Origin of the sequence: Paenibacillus taichungensis, from assembly GCF_003287275.1 — a bacterium.
GTDB classification, from domain to species: Bacteria; Bacillota; Bacilli; order Paenibacillales; family Paenibacillaceae; genus Paenibacillus; species Paenibacillus taichungensis_A.
Genome location: NZ_QEVW01000014.1, coordinates 1 through 17,896, shown reverse-complemented (window position 1 = coordinate 17,896; position 17,896 = coordinate 1). Strand labels below are relative to the sequence as shown.

General features: G+C 40.1%; 17 protein-coding genes. 1 reads left to right on the top strand and 16 read right to left on the bottom strand.

The window, feature by feature from the left end; translation table 11 throughout:
• Positions 1-5: 5 nt before the first annotated feature.
• The 15 genes from DC345_RS20115 to DC345_RS20045 all read right to left on the bottom strand — a co-directional run bounded on the left by DC345_RS20115 (position 6) and on the right by DC345_RS20045 (position 15,568).
• The gene (locus DC345_RS20115; protein WP_113054605.1) at positions 6-1,868 is read right to left on the bottom strand and encodes a M56 family metallopeptidase; all 1,863 of its coding nucleotides are present in this window, start codon (positions 1,866-1,868) and stop codon (positions 6-8) included.
• Positions 1,868-2,281, bottom strand: a complete 414-nt coding sequence (locus DC345_RS20110; protein ID WP_113054604.1) for a BlaI/MecI/CopY family transcriptional regulator — start codon at positions 2,279-2,281, stop codon at positions 1,868-1,870. The genes DC345_RS20115 and DC345_RS20110 overlap by 1 nt, the downstream gene beginning before the upstream one ends.
• Before the next feature lie 230 nt (positions 2,282-2,511).
• Positions 2,512-3,252 (bottom strand): hypothetical protein, encoded by a 741-nt coding sequence (locus tag DC345_RS20105; RefSeq protein WP_113054603.1) that lies wholly within the window; start codon positions 3,250-3,252, stop codon positions 2,512-2,514.
• Positions 3,253-3,773: 521 nt separating this feature from the next.
• The gene (locus DC345_RS20100; RefSeq protein ID WP_258530731.1) at positions 3,774-4,211 is read right to left on the bottom strand and encodes a DUF3888 domain-containing protein; all 438 of its coding nucleotides are present in this window, start codon (positions 4,209-4,211) and stop codon (positions 3,774-3,776) included.
• 877 nt (positions 4,212-5,088) lie between these two features.
• The gene (locus DC345_RS20095) at positions 5,089-5,868 is read right to left on the bottom strand and encodes a dihydrofolate reductase family protein (protein ID WP_181586663.1); all 780 of its coding nucleotides are present in this window, start codon (positions 5,866-5,868) and stop codon (positions 5,089-5,091) included.
• Positions 5,869-5,990: 122 nt separating this feature from the next.
• Entirely contained in the window at positions 5,991-6,917 is a 927-nt protein-coding gene (locus DC345_RS20090; protein WP_181586662.1) for an AraC family transcriptional regulator, read from the bottom strand.
• 394 nt (positions 6,918-7,311) lie between these two features.
• Entirely contained in the window at positions 7,312-8,814 is a 1,503-nt protein-coding gene (locus DC345_RS20085) for an IMP dehydrogenase (protein WP_113054599.1), read from the bottom strand.
• A gap of 1 nt (position 8,815) precedes the next feature.
• Positions 8,816-9,277, bottom strand: coding sequence for a MarR family winged helix-turn-helix transcriptional regulator (locus DC345_RS20080; RefSeq protein WP_113054598.1), 462 nt, complete (start codon positions 9,275-9,277; stop codon positions 8,816-8,818).
• A 331-nt stretch (positions 9,278-9,608) separates the two neighbouring features.
• Positions 9,609-10,043 (bottom strand): Imm8 family immunity protein, encoded by a 435-nt coding sequence (locus DC345_RS20075; RefSeq protein WP_181586661.1) that lies wholly within the window; start codon positions 10,041-10,043, stop codon positions 9,609-9,611.
• 134 nt (positions 10,044-10,177) lie between these two features.
• The gene (locus tag DC345_RS20070) at positions 10,178-10,438 is read right to left on the bottom strand and encodes a hypothetical protein (RefSeq protein ID WP_258530730.1); all 261 of its coding nucleotides are present in this window, start codon (positions 10,436-10,438) and stop codon (positions 10,178-10,180) included.
• Between the two features lie 242 nt (positions 10,439-10,680).
• Positions 10,681-11,151: an HINT domain-containing protein gene (locus tag DC345_RS20065; RefSeq protein ID WP_258530763.1), complete on the bottom strand. Its 471-nt coding sequence runs from the start codon at positions 11,149-11,151 to the stop codon at positions 10,681-10,683.
• Between the two features lie 236 nt (positions 11,152-11,387).
• Positions 11,388-12,371, bottom strand: coding sequence for a glycoside hydrolase family 43 protein (locus tag DC345_RS20060; protein ID WP_113054595.1), 984 nt, complete (start codon positions 12,369-12,371; stop codon positions 11,388-11,390).
• Positions 12,372-12,399: 28 nt separating this feature from the next.
• Positions 12,400-13,185: a carbohydrate ABC transporter permease gene (locus DC345_RS20055; RefSeq protein WP_113054977.1), complete on the bottom strand. Its 786-nt coding sequence runs from the start codon at positions 13,183-13,185 to the stop codon at positions 12,400-12,402.
• Positions 13,186-13,249: 64 nt separating this feature from the next.
• On the bottom strand, positions 13,250-14,146 hold the full coding sequence (locus DC345_RS20050; protein WP_113054594.1) for a carbohydrate ABC transporter permease: 897 nt from the start codon (positions 14,144-14,146) through the stop codon (positions 13,250-13,252).
• Between the two features lie 84 nt (positions 14,147-14,230).
• On the bottom strand, positions 14,231-15,568 hold the full coding sequence (locus tag DC345_RS20045; RefSeq protein ID WP_113054593.1) for an ABC transporter substrate-binding protein: 1,338 nt from the start codon (positions 15,566-15,568) through the stop codon (positions 14,231-14,233).
• A gap of 245 nt (positions 15,569-15,813) precedes the next feature.
• Between DC345_RS20045 and DC345_RS20040 the strand changes: the two genes are divergently transcribed.
• On the top strand, positions 15,814-16,896 hold the full coding sequence (locus tag DC345_RS20040; RefSeq protein ID WP_258530729.1) for a GntR family transcriptional regulator: 1,083 nt from the start codon (positions 15,814-15,816) through the stop codon (positions 16,894-16,896).
• Positions 16,897-17,242: 346 nt separating this feature from the next.
• Here the strand turns inward: DC345_RS20040 and DC345_RS31525 are convergent, their stop codons facing one another.
• Positions 17,243-17,614, bottom strand: coding sequence for a hypothetical protein (locus tag DC345_RS31525; RefSeq protein ID WP_146752148.1), 372 nt, complete (start codon positions 17,612-17,614; stop codon positions 17,243-17,245).
• Positions 17,615-17,896 lie beyond the last annotated feature (282 nt).

The window sequence follows — 17,896 nt, the reverse complement described above, 5'->3', positions numbered from 1 at the left end:
AAATATTATTTTTGCACCGCTTCTTTCAGAATTTTGACCTTTTGTTCCTTGGACATATCCCATGTGGTTGAAATGCTGTATTCGAATCCGCCTTCATGCCAAAAAACGTATTTTGGATAGATATGTGCCGGTAAGTCATCCTCAAAGAAACCTTTTTTCTTGTTTCCTTCTGAGTCTAACATATATTTAGAAATGGCCAGCGTATCGTTCCCGTTTGTATATTCAAGACGGATGGTTGCCGCCTCTTTCCAGCTTATCTTTTTCGCGTAGATGGGTTTTCCGCTCTTCTTGCCTTCCGCCCTTATTTCATCAAGGAACCTTCCTTCGGTTGGAGCTTCAATTCTCGCTTTGGAAAACTTATATCCCTCCGGCAAATTTTTGGGCTGCTTCAGAATGGAACCCTCCAGAGTGGAAGCTTTTTTCAAGTAGTCCTCGTAAGCAGAGAATCTTTCTACCGCTCCCCAATAACTCAGGTCGAGACCGTTGTTAAGATCCTTATATTTATAATACAGAACGTACATATCACCTGTCTCTTTACTTAGCTTCTTCACTCTATTGGTCTCATCTTCGATATACTTCTTTTCCTCTGGAGTTAGAGCCTTGGCTGCTGCTTCTGCTTTTTTTCGGGCCTTTTCCAGTTCTTTCTTATAGAACTCGCGGTCTACATCCCCCTCGGGATAGATCATATCCGGATCATTATTCAAAGCAGCGTTTAAATCCTGTTCCGATTGCACGGAAGCCTTTGGTGTTACGCTCCCCGCATCGCTTTCCTTGGCATTAACTAATGTCACGCTGCCAAGCGCGAGAATCATCCCCATCCCCAGAATGGACAGGCGGTATGATTTTTTATGAAAATGTTTAATCATCGTAAGTCTCCTTTTCATTTGTTTATGCGTGGCGGATAGGCCGGCAAGTCCCGGTTGGCGTTGGTTTCCTGAAAAATGCTCCAACACATGGATGATCGTTTGTCCGTATGCAATATTTTGCTGCGGGTTCATCCGATTCAAGACACATGCATCGCAGGCCATCTCCTGGTCCTGTCTTGCTTTATATACGGCTAGCCATAATAACGGATTAAACCAATGGATGATCAGGATGATATGGATCAACCAGTTCACTGCGACGTCCCGCCGCTTAATATGTGCAAACTCATGCGCGAGAATATATTGAAGTTGATCTTTTTGCAGCGTGATGAGCAGACTGGGCGAAATGACAATCGCTGGCTTGCTAAAACCGACCACGGCAGGTCCGGGAATTCGATCGCTGGCCACAAACTGCACTTTTCGCTTTACGCCTAATTGTTGTTTCGTCTCGTGAAACACTGCCAATAGAAAAGGCGTATCCATTTTTCGGCTTTCGCGCAGGGCTTGTTTTAATCGAAGCTGGTCGTATACCGTTTTCGCGGCAAGAAGTAGCACGCCCGCAAGCCAAATCGACAGCAGCATATTGTTGGAGCCATTCCACCAAAGGCCGCTCTGCTGCACGGGTCCCGATTCAAGGGATGGATCAGGTACTTCTGAAGTTCCACTCACTTCCGGGCCTGTAAAGCGCTCAACATGAATCGTCGCCTCGCTTATTCTCCCCGCTTCCTCCCAACCCGATGAAGTTTGAGTTTGTTTATGAATACCGGGCGCTATGGCCTCCAGGGACAAAACATTGTATAGGCTAAGCGAGGATTCCGGGGCCCAAGGGAGCAGCAAACGAATGGCCACAGGAAGCCAAAGCCAATATTTCCATCTGGCTTCAATCTTGTTTCTTAATAGAAATTGCAGGATTAGGACAAGTAGAATCAGGATGGAGACCATGAACGATCCGCGAATTACCCAGCCTAAAAAAGACAATAAATTTTCATGCAATGTAAGACTCATCAGGGCTCTCTCTTTTCTGTTTCCCCGTCTTCTCTGCGGTTTTCGTCAAACAAAGCCTTTAGATCCTCGATTTCTTGTGCATTCAGTTTTTTATCCTGTAGAAAGTTGGCCAGCATTGGCTTTAAAGCCCCCCCATAAAGTTTTTTCATGAAGGACTTGGTTTCAGACTGCAGATACTCCTGCTCGCTGATGATCGGATAAAATAGTTGGGTGCGCTTTGAACCCTTTTCCAGTTTCGCACCCGCTGCTTCCTTCTGCACCAGACGGCTGAGGAGCGTCCGGGTCGTATTGGGGCTCCACCCCATTCGATCCGTCATTTGTTTTACGACCTCGCTGGAAGGGCAGGACGGATTTATCCATAATACGCGCATAATTTCCAGCTCTGCATCCGTAATCGGTGGTATTTGATTCATGCATGAAACCTCCAAAGTCAATTTACTTAGACTACATATGTAGTTACAATACACATGCTACATTTGTAGTTTAGTAATGTCAACTTGTTTGTCAGAGAGTAATTTCCTCGTTTTTGTTACACGCAAAAATGCTTCGTACCGCTAGTCCGACATGATGATCCACAAAAGAAACCCACTGTAATCACATTTTGAAGCACCTGTTCGAGAAAACTTTTAGCTGACGTAAAGTGTTATTTTTTCACGGCTGCTTTTAGCATTGCGATTTTCTGTTTCCGTGAAATATCCAACGAAGAGGTTGAAATGTTGTATTCGAATTTGCCACCATCATTCCAAAAAACGTATTTTGGAAAGATATTGGCCGGCAGCGTATCATCAAAGAAACCTTTCTTCTTGTTTTCCTCCGAATCTACCGTATACTTGGAAAAGCCCAACGTGTCTTTTCCGTTCGTATATTTAAGACGGATGGTTGCCGCCTCTTTCCAATCTATCTTTTTCACATAGATGGGCTTTCCGCTCTTCTTACCTTCGGCCCTTACTTCATCAACGAATTTCCCTTCGATCGGACCTTCAATGACCGCTGATAAAAACTTATATCCCTTTGGCAGGTTGGCGGGCTGCTTCAGAATCGATCCCTTCAGGGTAGTTGCTTTTTTCAAGTAGTCCTCGTATGCAGTGAATTCATGTACCCCTCCCCAATAACTAATATCAAATCCGCTATTTAATTTTGGGTACTTATGATACAGGACATACATATCACCCGACTCTTGAGCCAACTTCTTCACTCTTTCAATCTCTTGTTCGATAAACTTTTTTTCCTCAGCAGTTATAGGCTTGGCTGCTTCGGCTGTTTTTTTAACAACGGCTTGTTGGGCTTTCTCGTAGGATTGCGCCTTCGCCACAAGGCTTACGGAAGAACCCATTAATAAAACGCTGCTTAGTGTCGCAATGGCTACTTTCGTTGCTGCTTTCATTTGGTAATGCTCCTCTCCTATAATTTTTTTGTAAACTACAGTTGTAGTTCGGAATTAATACTACATCTGTAGTTTAATAATGTCAATACGGTTTGTTCAGAAATTTTTCAGTTTTCGTTAAACACAAAAAAAGCCGCTAATCTAAGCGACTTATTATGGGACCATGTTTTTTGTCCCTCAACCAGTTTAGTAAAGCGGAATTAAATTGATTAAATCCCTTCAGTTTGAGCCTCTTTAATTCCTTTTACGTTTCTCTTTAGCAAGCCAGCTCAGTACCCGAACATCAGATCCCGTATGAGCTGCACGATCCCTTCCAGTTCTTCATACTTATGTGTATCCAGAATGGAAACGTCGATGACCACAACATTAATTTTGATCAACCACTGCCAATCTTCATTCTGATCTTTGGTTGATACTCTAGCGTGTTATTTTAAGCTGCTCTAAAGACATACAAAAAAAGGATCGTCAGCAATTCTGCAACGATCGCTATTGTCAGTCCGCTAGTTAAAAACAGCAGATGATCATTTTGATGACTTCTCAGTTAGTTTCCCGTTAGTTTTACGAGTTTTAATAATTTCTTGCCAGTTAGGAGGCAAGTCATAATCCCTAATGTGCTTATACTCAAGAACTACTACTGAACCGGAGTTATCTATACTAAACCTCATCGAGTCGAGTCCAACATCCAAATGAGGTCCTACGTACGGGATTGTTTTAACCTGAACATCAATATGCGAAGAATGATATTTAACGTCTACATCAGTTCCATCCAAAAAAGGCGCATACGTAGGTGATACAGTTAATTTACTTATATAGTATTGGTTAATCTGTTCCTGTATTTTTGGAGCTAACAAAGTAAGTACAAGTCGCTTCAATGGTTCATCGTTTGGCTTTGCACAGACGTGCTGTATTGTCCCAAAGAAAATGATAACTGTTAGCAGTAATCCGATACATCTTTTCATTTCTAAAGCCCTCATCCTAAGCAATTTTTAAGGGTAGTTTTCACTAAATGAAGAGAATTTATTATGCTATCCTGTCTGTTAGTTTAATGAATTAACAGGCAAAATAACGATTAGATATAAGCCTAATCGGCAATAGGAGCATGTTCTCGTCCAATACGGTAATCGGTACAAGTTCTTGTCCTTGGCTCGGGACACGAACTTGTACCGATAAAATAAAAAAGCCGCTAAAATATCGACTTCAATGGGACCATGTTCTTTTCTTTCGACATTACTCGACATTATACAAATCCGATTTTACTTGCATCAGGTTTCATGGAGGGCTCACCGGGAATTTTGAGCTTCAGAAGCTGAAATAACGACCTGCTTTTTGGTCGCTACGTTATAACCGATAAGTTCATAAGAAGTAGTACTGATCTTCTTTTTCCAGATTACATAATTACCTTCAGAAGAGATTTTAGCATTATACAGACCGGGGGTTTATGATCATACAAGATTTTGTCCAGCTTATAACCATTTAGGACTTCTACAAAATCTTCTGTCAGTGTGAAACGCACACACATACGATCCTCTCCCATTATAAATCTTTGTTCTTAACCTTCATCTAATTCTACCATATTTTATGGCTAAAGCCTTTCTTTAGTCTACCCGCTTTGGATCATATCCTCTTATTTTAGAGCCACTTAAGCACTAAGGTTGTAAAGCATGTTGTTCTTGCTTTTGATACAGATGCGGTGTCCATTCTTGAGGTTCAAAAGACCTTGGATTTTGTGCTGCTTTCTTTTCCAGAAAATATATGGTAATAATTAATCGTAGATATATGTATTTATAACAAAGCAGGAGCACAGGCCAAATTCATGGTCTATGCTCCTACTAATGATTAATTAGCAATGCTATGGAATTTGTAATAAAGCCAAACCATACCATCGTTTAATTGTTTTACCGAAGTTAGTTCTAATGATTGCCCTGCTGCAGGTAACTCTTCTGTTTCACTCTTGTATTCGAAAATAGCAGGCATACCAGAAAGACCATCAATTCCTGGGTACACTAGAAGACTAAGTTCATCGATAAGACCTGCTTTTAGGAAGTTACCATTAATAATGCCTCCTCCTTCAAGTCGTAGCTTTGTGAAACCAAAATCAGTCCCTAGTGTCTCCATTGCCTTATTAATATCTTTGCCGTCCACTCCACCAAACAGGTAAGAAACATTCCGATCACGTAGATGCTCAAGATAACGATCCGAAACTTGTTCACTAAGAATGGTTACAAAGGAGTATTCTGAATCCTTATCATACTGCACTTTGCCACCAGGATCTGTTACAATAAATGTGTTTGTGCCGTTTCTTTTTCCAAAAAACGGTTTACGCTCTTTCGTAGACGGTTCACCATTATGTTCAAAAGTCTTCAACGAAAGAAAATCCTGCAAAGTTACCCTTCCTAGAATGGTAGCTTCTCCCCCTACTTCTTCGGCAACCTGAACATAAATATCCAGAACTTCATCAAGACTCTTTCCGTTAAACGGTTTACTGTAGCGTGTAATATCAAGTCTGCCATCGACTGTCGATTCCATATGGCAAATAATTGTTGGTTTCATACAATTCATTCCTTTTCTTATGAGATTTTTTAATACCAAAGCCCATTGTATTACCGCCTCGCTCATTTCCATTTAGAAATTCGTACGTTTATACTGAGCTCTTCATTAAGAATAGGATATTGAACTATGAAATACTCTACACAATCCCGGCAGATTATTGCCTAATCCGCCCATTGAAATAATAAACTCTAACCCAGTAACATACCAGCAGCCCTCATTCGGCTAACATCCCGAAACGGTGGTTCACCAAACTCCCGTTTATATTCCCTGTTAAACTGGGTCGTGCTCTCATAACCAACTCTAAAAGCAGCAGCAGTCGCATCGAGATTATCAAATAACATCAATCGCTGTGCCTCGTATAAGCGCAAGCGTTTTTGGAATCTCAGAGGACTGTATGAAGTCACTTTTCGAAAGTGTCGATTAAAAGTGGATTCAGACATGTGGACTTGATTGGCCAACTTCTCAATCGACAGAGGTTCACGAAAATGAGTACGCAACCAAGTGATGGCCTGAGCTACTCGGTTTATTGGTGTTCCCTGAGTGGCGATCTCACGTAGACACCTTCCGAGCGGGCCAGTTATCAGGTAATAATGAATTTCCTTAATAATCAGAGGTGCTAAAATAGGTATTCGTTGTGGATTCTCCAACAAACTAATTAGGCGCAAGAAACTGTCTGCGATTTCCAACGTTGATGCAGCCGAGCAAATCCCCCAATGATCATCATCGTCTGTTATATCATCAAGTGGAACCTCGGTAGCTAGTTGAGCAATTTGAGAAATATCCAAAGACAGTCTTAAGGACAAAAAAGGGGCTTTCGAAGTTGCTTCTATTTCGCTGTTGATACAAGGCATATCTAAACCTGAGACCAAATATTCTCCTTCACCATATTCCATTTTTTCATTGCCCAAAATTGTCCTTTTGCGGCCTTGAACAATCAGATCAATAACTGGTTGATACACACAACTTTCATCTTGATTTGGAACATCTCGCCGAAGAAGAAGTAATCCTCTCAGAGCTGTGTCTGTTTTTTGAGGTTCTGGCAGAAGATCCATAAGTTTTCCAATTAACTGGTCGTAAATCATATCAATATCTCTCGATAAGTTGTCAGTTTTCATATTTTTCCCCTTAGAATATTCCACCAAACTCACCACCGTTTTTGTTTTAAATTTTAAATATAGCATAAATGTTCTGTACAATAATCCATTAAAGAAAATAGGAGATCTATATGTGCAAATAGTATCAAGCTTTTAATAGAATTACAAAGAAGTATAGTAGTTAAATGTATCTACAATAAAAAAATAAGTTACATCATTTTTAAAGAGTTTAATGAATTGAAGGGCAAGATGACGATTAGATACACGCCTAATCGGCAATAGGAACATCTTCTTGTCCAATACGGCAATCGGTACAAGTTCTTGTCCTTGGCTCGGGACAAGAACTTGTACCGATAAAACAAAAAAGTCGCTATAATAGCGACTTAAAAAGCACCAAACGAGCGCTGCAACTCTGTTACAATATCTGACGACTATCTTTAAGTATAACATCGTGTGCACTACCCTCAACAATACTTGTAGAAGAAACTAAGGTTATCTTAGCATTTTTTTGTAGTTCAGAAATTGTTAGGTAACCACAATTACACATTGTTGAACGTACTATGCTTAAAGAAAGTCCAACATTATCTTCCAAACTTCCTGCATAGGGTACAAACGAATCAACTCCTTCTTCAAAAGAAAGTTTTTCGTCACCGCCTAAGTCATATCTTTGCCAATTTTTTGCCCTCGTACTTCCCTCTCCCCAATACTCCTTCATATAATTACCGTTTATATTCACTTTTTTAGTGGGGCTTTCATCAAATCGGGCAAAATACCTTCCTAACATTAGAAAATCTGCTCCCATAGCTAGTGCCAATGTAATGTGATAATCGTGTACAGTACCTCCATCGGAACAAATTGGTACATAGATTCCTGTCTCATTAAAATATTCATCACGAGCCTTCGCTACCTCGATTAATGCGGTAGCTTGACCTCTCCCTATGCCTTTTTGTTCTCGTGTAATACAAATTGCACCGCCGCCAATTCCTACTTTTACAAAATCGGCACCAGCTTCGGCAAGGAAACGGAAACCTTCTTTATCAACTATATTTCCCGCCCCAACTTTTACAGTATCACCATAATTCTTCCGGACGTATTTAAGAACAATCTTTTGCCATTCTGTAAATCCTTCGGAACTGTCAATACAGAGAACATCTACTCCAGCTTGAAGTAATGCTGGAATTCGTTCAGCATAATCCCTAGTATTAATACCTGCGCCAACCATATATCTTTTTGATTCATCAATCAACTCATTCTCATTTTTCTTATTAGTATTGTAATCTTTTCGAAATACCATAGAAATCAATCTTTGTTCGTCATCAATGATTGGAAGACAATTTAATTTGTGCTCCCATATCATATTATTCGCTTCTTTTAATGTGGTATCTTTATTACCACAGATTAATTCTTCGAATGGTGTCATAAATTCTTTAACTTTAATATCTAAAGTCATCCGACTAACTCTATAATCTCTGCTGGTTACAATACCTACTAATTCACCTCTAGAACTTCCATCAATTGTTACTGCTACAGTCGAATGATTTGTCTTTTTCTTTAACATTAACAGTTCGTCTAAAGTACCTTCAGGAGATATATTTGAATCACTAACAACAAATCCAGCTCTATAACTTTTAACACGAGCAACCATTTGTGCCTGACTTTCAATAGATTGTGATCCGTAAATAAAAGAAAGTCCACCTTCTTTTGCCAAAGATATTGCCATTGTATCATCAGAAACAGACTGCATAATTGCTGATGTCATAGGAATTTTCAAAGACATAGGAGGTTGATTTCCTTTTTTGAATTTCACTAAGGGTGTTTGTAAACTTACATTTGCCGGTATACACTCTACAGACGAGTAACCTGGTATTAGTAAATACTCACCAAAGGTGCGCGATACTTCATTCAGATAAACTGCCATATTATTTTTCTCCTTGTTCTTGAGTTGTTTTTTCCATAAGTTTATATAGACCTTGATATAATCCCATAAGTGTCTCATCATCGAAGTCAGTAAATAACTCCTCTATATACTGTTCTTCCTCCTTACCTCTTTCCAAGTAATACTCTTTACCTTTAGATGTTAAAGCAACACGTAAAATCCTTCTGTCAGTTTCATCTTTTCCTACTTTTGCAAAACCTTTTTTCTCAAGAATATTTATTATTTTTTTCACATTCTGACTCGAGGTACCGACAATTTGAGCAATATCTTTTAGGTTAAGAAAGTAATCATCATAAAGAGAAATATTCCACAACACAAAAGCTTGTTTTAATGAAAGATCCTTATATCTTCTATCGCCTAAAAGTTGCAAGCGGTTAGACAATGTGAAAATTGATCCATAAACATATGCTTTAGGTGTGATTTTTTTTTCGACTGGAGATCCCATTCTCCCACCTCCAAATTAGGTAACTGGTTATGTATTAAAATATCTAACTAGTTACCTTTTGTCAAGTAACTAAGAGGATACAAACGAAAGATTTAATAAAGAAAGTGATCTCTGCGGGGTGCCTGCGTGTCTTCGTTAACTTGTATGATTCGCTTTTTTAATACCTAGCCGTCCGTGTTTATCTCTTATCGTGTTCGTTGTCCTATAACAATGAGAACATTTCCATGTATTATGAAATTAGATATTTATCTAATCTCAAATAGGAACATGTTCTTGTCTATTTCGGCAATCGGTACAAGTTCTTGTCCCTTGACAAAAGCTTAAGGTAAATCTACGCTTTCACAGTTGAATGATTTTTGATCATATCAAGAAACTCTTCCTCGCCATTCAAACGTACTGAATCAGCATATTCCCAGATGAAATAAGGAGCGAGACTTTTAGCTATATCTTCCCAATTCTCTCCTTGATGTTTCAGAAGAATTTGTTTAATTTCTTTTGTAATCGATTCGAAATCCAGCCTATTTACTATAAAACACCCCGCACCTATTATAATATCTGAGCCGTCTCTAAGTTCTCTTTCGAGCGCTTTAGGGGTTATGATTGTAAAATCAAAATTATCCTCACCATCAGAATCTTCAGTTCCTATACATGCTGTACCTGACAAATAAAAGTCGTCTCCGATGTCTTCGGATTCTGTAAATTGCAATTTTCCATAAATATTAGGATTTCCAATAATGATGAGATCTTTCAAAACAGGTTTTATCACGTCACTCACCTCTTTTATTTTACTTGAACATGATAATTGGTAAGTCTCTATTCCCTACTTTATTCCATTTAAAATAAGCTCCTTGTATTTAGCGTTTTCTGAGGAAAGAGCATTATATTGATACAAGCTTAAAATTATTTATATAAATATTTCTCATCACCATTTTGCATTCCAAAGTAATGCAGTCGGTAACCCTCACGGAAACGTACCATCAACTTATCAATGAACAAGTCATTTCCAAGCTGAATGTGCCCCGTCAAATAGAGCGTAATTAAGTATTCCTCGAAAGGAAGATTTCCTAAATACATTCCCTCTTCCTCTATTTTCCCTCGAAACACATCGATTTCTTGTTCAGCATAATAGGCTTCGGTTAGCCGGCGATGAATTTGTTCCAATGTAAAAGGACTGGGTATCTCTTAGGTCAAGTATTTCTCGTGTATTGTTGATCACTTCTGGTGTAAAAAAGCTTTGGAGAATGTTTATCCCAAGGCTTTAACAATTATTTTATGTTTCCTCCTAAATGGAGGATAACATCATCTAATTTAGCGTCTATTCTCCCGATAATGTTGCCGCTAGCATTTTTAGGTCGTAGATCATGGTATTATTGTGTTCAACTTTTCTCAGAACAGGAGTTAATTCATAGGCTTTCATGAATTCTCCTTGTTTCATTCCTGTAGTTCTCCAAATACCTGTTGATGGTACAAAATTTCTTGGTTTCACCTTTTACTGGGATAGTTATGATACACAAAATAGTATTGTGTACCCAGATACTAAGACCACTAACGAAGAAAGTATGAAAATCATCTAAAGTCATATTATAGACTCGTACTTGTTTGTGCAATAACTTAATGTGATCCATTCTGAGAGTATTGCCATCACTTTGAACAAATAAATCTGCAACCTTTAGGTCTTTGACATACTGCCATCCTTTACCCTCTACCCAAAATGAGTGATTGTAAGTTGATTCGATAACATGGTTACCAACATAGACTTTGTAAACTTCATCTGTTTCATGGTTAAAGGTTGCAGTTACTTCTTTATAAGCTTTCTGTCCAGTTGTATCGTCTTTCGAAAATACCATATCTCCGACCTCAAAATGAGTGTCTATAGTGCGCAGTTAGTCAATAAAGGCAGCCGATCATGTGAACTGCTTTGTTGTTTTATTGAGCTAACGTTCCCCCGTTAGCTTAATCACTGTTTTAATTTGTGATACGCTTCGGCGTATTATCTGTAAAGCGAAATCGAAGGCACCCTATAGGGTGCCTTCGATGTTCTTACTGTCTCTCTTTGGCAAGTTGGATAAACGAACTCAAATCCATCAACCAACCTTGTTGGGACACTCGTTCACTTTACAGAACGTGCAAGTGCTGCAACAGAGCCACGGAAATCGGGTCTGCCGTCAGCCGTCCACAAAAGCTCCGTCACAAATGTATGACGATTCGGATCGTACAGCGGATCTCCTATAATGTTCTTGTATGTTCTTGCGTGGAACACAAATAGTGTCTTATCGTCGTCCTCTGACACCGTGAAGGAATTATGACCGGGACCATACATCGAAATGCTCTCATCTGTCGAGAAAACCGCTGCTTGCGACTTGCGCCATGAGGCGGCATCGAGCAAATCAGCATCGTCATCGGCTTCAAGTAGGCCCATGCAATAATTGAAATCAGTGGCGCTAGCCGAGTAAGAGAGGAATACCCGATTACCCCTGCGAAGAAATGCCGCGCCTTCGTTCACTTTATAACCTATGATCTCCCAGTCATATTCTGGCATCGAAATCATCGTTTGTTGCCCAGTCAGCGTCCACGGATTGCTCATTTTAGATATATACAGATTAGAGTTACCTTCGATATTCGGATCCTTTTGTGCCCATACGTAATAACGGCTGCCATTATGCTCAAAAGTAGTGGCATCGAGGGCGAAGCTTTCCCATTCGGTACGAACCTGCCCTCTTTCCATCCAACTGCCTTCGAGCGGATTGACATTTTCATTCTCTAGCACGTACATCCGATGGTCGAACAAGCCTTCATTCGTTTCCGTCGTGTGTGCGGCAGCGAAATACACGTACCATTTGTCATCAATAAAATGCAGTTCGGGTGCCCAAATATTGGCACTAAGGATACCAGTCTCGCGCTTTCTCCAGATCACTACAGGAGTTGATGTAACAAGCCCCTCAAGGCTCTGGGCTCTACGAATTTCAATCCGATCATACTCCGGAACGGATGCTACGAAGTAATAATAACCGTCCGAATGTCGGTAAATAAAAGGATCTGCTTTCTGCTCGATCAATGGTTGAATGTCATGTAGCACTCTTTGTTGGCCTTCCATTCTATCACCTGTTTCATCATAATATATACTACCCTTTAACAGCACCTGCAGTCATACCGTCTATGAAATATTTCTGGAAAGCAATAAACAGTATGAAAATTGGAATGATGGAGAAGAAGGAGCCCACGATCAATAGGTCATAGTTATTGCCATAAGGAGTTAACAACGTTTTCAAACCGATTGGAAGTGTAAATTTACTCTGATCTCCCAACACCATGAATGGCCACAACAGATTATTCCAGCTATTCATACCAGTCAGAATCGCCATGGCCGCAAAGGATGGCTTCATAATCGGCATAATTAGTCTGAAATAAATCGCATACTCGTTTGCGCCATCGACCCGCCCAGATTGAATAATCTCTTTGGGTATGCTTCTTAGATATTGCCTGAAGAAAAATATTGTCCCGGCATTGGCTATACCCGGCAGAATGATTGCTGAATAGCTATTCACCATTTTCAAATCATTAATTAGGCTGTACAAAGGAACCAGCAGTATTTCGAAAGGCACCATCATAATGAGCAAAACACATATAAAGAGGAAGTTCTTACCTTTAAAATGATATGCTGCAAAACCATAGGCAACGAATGCGCTTACAAAAAGGGTTAAAACCACCTGCACGATTGTTAAAGTCATACTGTTCCAAAACCATACAAAATAATCATGTTGTCCAGTAAACAGATAGATGAAATTGTCAAAACTCATGATTTCAAAATCCAAACTTAGGTTAAGACCATATCTTATTAATGATTCGCCTGGTTTAAAGGAAGATAGGGCCACTGCATAGAATGGAATCATAATTATAACGAATAGCATAATAAATAAACAAATAATCGCTATTCTGGAAATAAAATTATTCCTCGTCTGACTTTTGCCCACTTTAATCCTCCTCCTTTTTGAACATTCCACTAAGTTTCAACTGTGTTAAATTGATAACCATAGCAATGACTAACAGAACGATACCAATTGCAGCTGCGTAACCCAGCTTATTTTTCTCAATCCCTTGTCTATATAGATATCCGACAATGGTTAAACCAATGTTTTTGGGTGAATTATTACCGTTAAACATCATCAGGCTCTCGGTAAACATTGCTAAACCTGCATAAACACTAATTGTCGTAACATAAACCGTGGTCGGCTTTAATAATGGCATTGTGATCGTTCTAAACTTCTGCCAAGCAGATGCCCCGTCAATTGAAGCAGCCTCATAATATTCATTGTCAATGCTTTTCAAACCGGATAGATAGTAAAGCATATTAACACCTGTCCATCTCCAACATGCGAGGATTAACAGTGCTGCCATACTCCAATTTCCGTCTTTCAAAAATTTAATAGGCTCTATACCAAATAGACCCAGGAAACTATTCATTAATGAACCTTCCATTTCACCGAATGTAAGGCGGAAAATGGTACCCGCAACAGCGACAGATGTCAATGCAGGAAGAAAGAACGAAGATTTAAAAAACTCTCTTCCCACCATTAACTTACTGTTTAACATAACGGCGAATAACATGGGAAAAGGAATTAACAGCACTAAGGTTCCTAACATGTACACAACGCTATTTTTAATAGCCGTCAAAAACACTTTATCTGTGAATAATTTCGAATAATTCGCTTCACCAATCCATTTAGGATCCTGTCCCAACATCCTATCTTGAAAGCTCATTACGAATGAATTTGCAAGCGGATAAGACCAGAATATCAAAAATATGAGTATAAATGGCAATACAAAAACATAAGGCGCAACTTTTTGAGAGTATACAAATTTCTTTATCATATTCTCAATCTCCCTTGACTATGGTTAAACCTGCCGACCACTATACCTGCCGACAGGTTTAATCAAATCATTTACTTATTATATTTATTTCAATTCTTGTTCAATTGCTGCTTGTGCTTCATCCAGCGCTTCCTTCACATCTTGGCCATCTTCAAAGATCGCATTCAAAGTAACCGTATTGAAGACATTGCCGATCGTCGGTGAAGCTTTAACGGATTTGATCGCTTGAATTTCGTCTTTGATTTCATTCAAAGTATCAAATGCATTTGTTTTAAAGTATTGGACGTACTCGTTATCAGGGTTTTTAGTTACAGACTCATCTTTCCATACTTCCATGTTGATTGGGTCGAATCCAAGCGTGTTCCAAATTTCAGTAGTAGCTTCTTTCGAAAGCTTAGCAAAGGCTACAAATTCTTTTGCCAACTGAACGTCTTTACCATTCTTAGTAACAACTGTGCCAGTACCGCCTAAGCCAACGGAACGAGGATTACCTTCTTCAAATACAGGCAATGGAGCAATTGCATACTTACCTTTAAGGTCCTTCATTTCGTTTACAAAGCGGGACATGTACCACTCAGGCATCAATGCGCTTGCGTAGTTGCCTTTGTTATATTCACCTTTTGCTTCTTCTGTATCCGGTTGTCCGCCAGGGATCGTATGAATAACATTGTTCTTCTGCAGATCGACTAACATTTCATACGCTTTAATCATTTCAGGCGAGTTAACTTTTGGATTGCCATTTTCATCTGTAAAATCAGCGTTTTGCTGAGCTAGCAGCAGCGATGCTTGCCACGTAGCTGATGTATCAGCAGTACCTAAGTACTTGCCAGTCTTTTCATAAACCTTGATACCTGCTTGTTTGTAATCTTCCCAAGTTTTGATTGTCTTGTAGTCAACACCTGCTTGTTCGAGAATTTCAGTGTTGTAGAAAGCAAGCGTAGCACCTACGTGATAATCAAAGCCATAAACCAGGTCGGCTTTGGAGTAAATCTCGACACGTGAAGGAACAACAACGTCTTTGTATGGTGCAAAAACATCATTCAAAGATTCCAGTGGAACGTTGTCACCTTCCAAGAATTTAGGGAATTGACCAAGCTCGATATCCGCGATATCAGGAGCACCCTTTCCACTTGTAACTGCCAATAAGAGCTTGTTGTGCATATCATCGTAAGGCATAACCGTTACATTCAACTTAATCTGTTTGCCTGGGTTCTGTTGATTCCATAACCCCAGCATTTTATCCAAATGCTTACCGTGCAAATCTACGAAAGTCCAAAATGACAATTCTGTAGCATTCTCACCAGCATTAGCGCCTAACTGCTGTGTTTCCGTTTTTGAATCAGAAGGGTTACCACATGCTGTAAAAACAAGTGACATAATAAGGACTGTAACGATGGAGATTAAAGCACTGCGTTTTTTCATTTGTTCGTCATCCTCTCTTTTTATAATTATGCATTTGAAAAGTCGGCTGACTAGTTAGTTTTGTTAATTTAAGCGGGTTCAATCTACCTTGGCACCACCATCCTTAACATAATTCTAACCGTTCAAAGAAAAGACCCCTTCGCAACAATTTCTCAGATTCCATATTGTAAGCGCTTTACATGCCGTATTATAATATATAAGAAATATGCTTTATATAACCAATTGATTATAAAATCATAAAGTTTATGGGGAGATGCAACTTTTTGAAAAAGCTGGCGCTCTACAAACAAATTCGAGAAGATATTCTACAGAAAATTAAATCAGGGCAACTTCGGCCAACGGACCGCATTCCTTCTGAGCAAGAACTAATGGACGCATTCAGAGTAAGTAAAATAACCGTCAGGAACGCCCTAACCCTACTAGCTGACGAAGGATTAATTATACGCGTACAAGGCAAAGGCTCCTTCGTCTCTTCTAGTCTTGTTGTTTCTAGCATCAATTCTCCGCCATCCCCACGCAGCGAGTCCTCCATGCCGCTCATCGGCTTCATCATTCCGACGATGAGAACCCGTGTCATTCAAAAGCTCGTTGACTACACGGAACAATTCCTGCAAGAAGCCGGCCTCAGCATGGTACTAAGCATCACGCGCGAGTCCTCCTCTATTGAATCAAACGTCATTCGTACACTAACGGAGCTCGGTGTGAGGGGGCTGATCGTTTTTCCGACAGAAGATGAGAAGTATAACGAGTCATTACTGCGTCTGTCGCTCGATAAATTCCCGTGTGTGTTCATCGACCGCTATCTGCGCAACATTGAGACGTACACCATTACATCCGACAATTACGGCGGTGCTTACAATGCTGTCTCCCATTTGCTATCCAAGAGTCATCAGCGGATTGCGCTCATCTCACCTGAAAATGCCAATACAGCCATCGAGGACCGCACGCTCGGCTTCGAGCAGGCATACACAGATCAAGGCATCTCAATTGACAAGGGCTTGTGGTGTCACATCCCTCTCGACATTCTACGCAGCGATCAAGCATTGGACTATGTAAGCGAGTTCTTGCAGGACCACAGTGGAATTTCGGCAGCCTTCTCCTTGACTGAAGAAACCGCACGCCTTACTTCGGCCGCTATCAGTCTTCTGAACGATCACTCAAATATCGATCTGCTATCGTTCGATAATCCACATCTTTCAGGCGTTGCTTATGTACAGCAGGATGAACAGGAAATGGCACGAACAGCCGTAAAACTGTTACGTGAACAAATGGAAGATGTTTATTCTCCTAAGAACGCCGTCATTCCCGTGCAACTCATCTTCCCTTGACAGGACAAACGTTTCAGCCAGGTGATAGATGAACTGGGCATATTGATTGGTTTTACCGGCGATGTTGTTCATGATTGTCTGACCAGTTATTTTAAGACTCACTACCAATTCGGTGATGCTTCTTGCAACGCGCATCTTGTACGGGAATGCTAAGGTACTTCAGAGCATAATGATCATGAATGGTCCAGACGAATGGCGGAGCTGCTGCGGGAAGGATGTTCGAGGGGGATATAAGTGAGAATCATCAAAACACAACAAGATTGGACGTACTTCACCGTGCAAAAGCACATTCGCTGCCAGCATCGACACTTCTGACACTTTTCTTTCCAGCCTCGGGGAGTCTTCTTCATTCACGAAGCCCTCTTCCCTCCGTGGGTGTGACGAGGATGGCTCCCTGGTAATGAAGAAGACCACAAATCTCGGCTGTAGGGTTAAGACCAGGTAATAATGTTGAATGTAACCAATGGCTTGCAAGAGGTGATTGATTAGCTGACTCCAGAAAAAATGAGACAAGGCCTTTCTTGTCCGACACGGATTGAAGATAGAAAGTCAAAAGCGGTTGGCTTTCTGGACAACGAAGGTCAGATTCTAAAGCATGTCCGAGGCCGCCATCAGAATTTTGATAGGCATGTACAACATTACCGACCAAAGTAGGATGAGCACCTTCAAAGAGAAACTCAAATAGTCGGCGTTCCAATAAAAGCACACCTTGAGACATTTATCATATTCGTGATTCATGATCTATCCCCCTTTTTCGAGGAGTTACTTTCATTTTCAGGAGATGTAAACGTCTTTGTCCTGCTACCTACCTTTCAACTAATCTGAAGAATTTTCCTGTTAGTTTTAAAAAGCAGCCGATCACAATTGGTCAGCTGCTTTCTTATTGTATTGAGTTAATGTTGCCCGTTAGCTTAATGAAAGTTGCAGATTGCAAACACAATATAAGTTTTAAAACCTCTCCGGATTGTTCAATGAAACAAAGCAACCCAACCCCAATTAA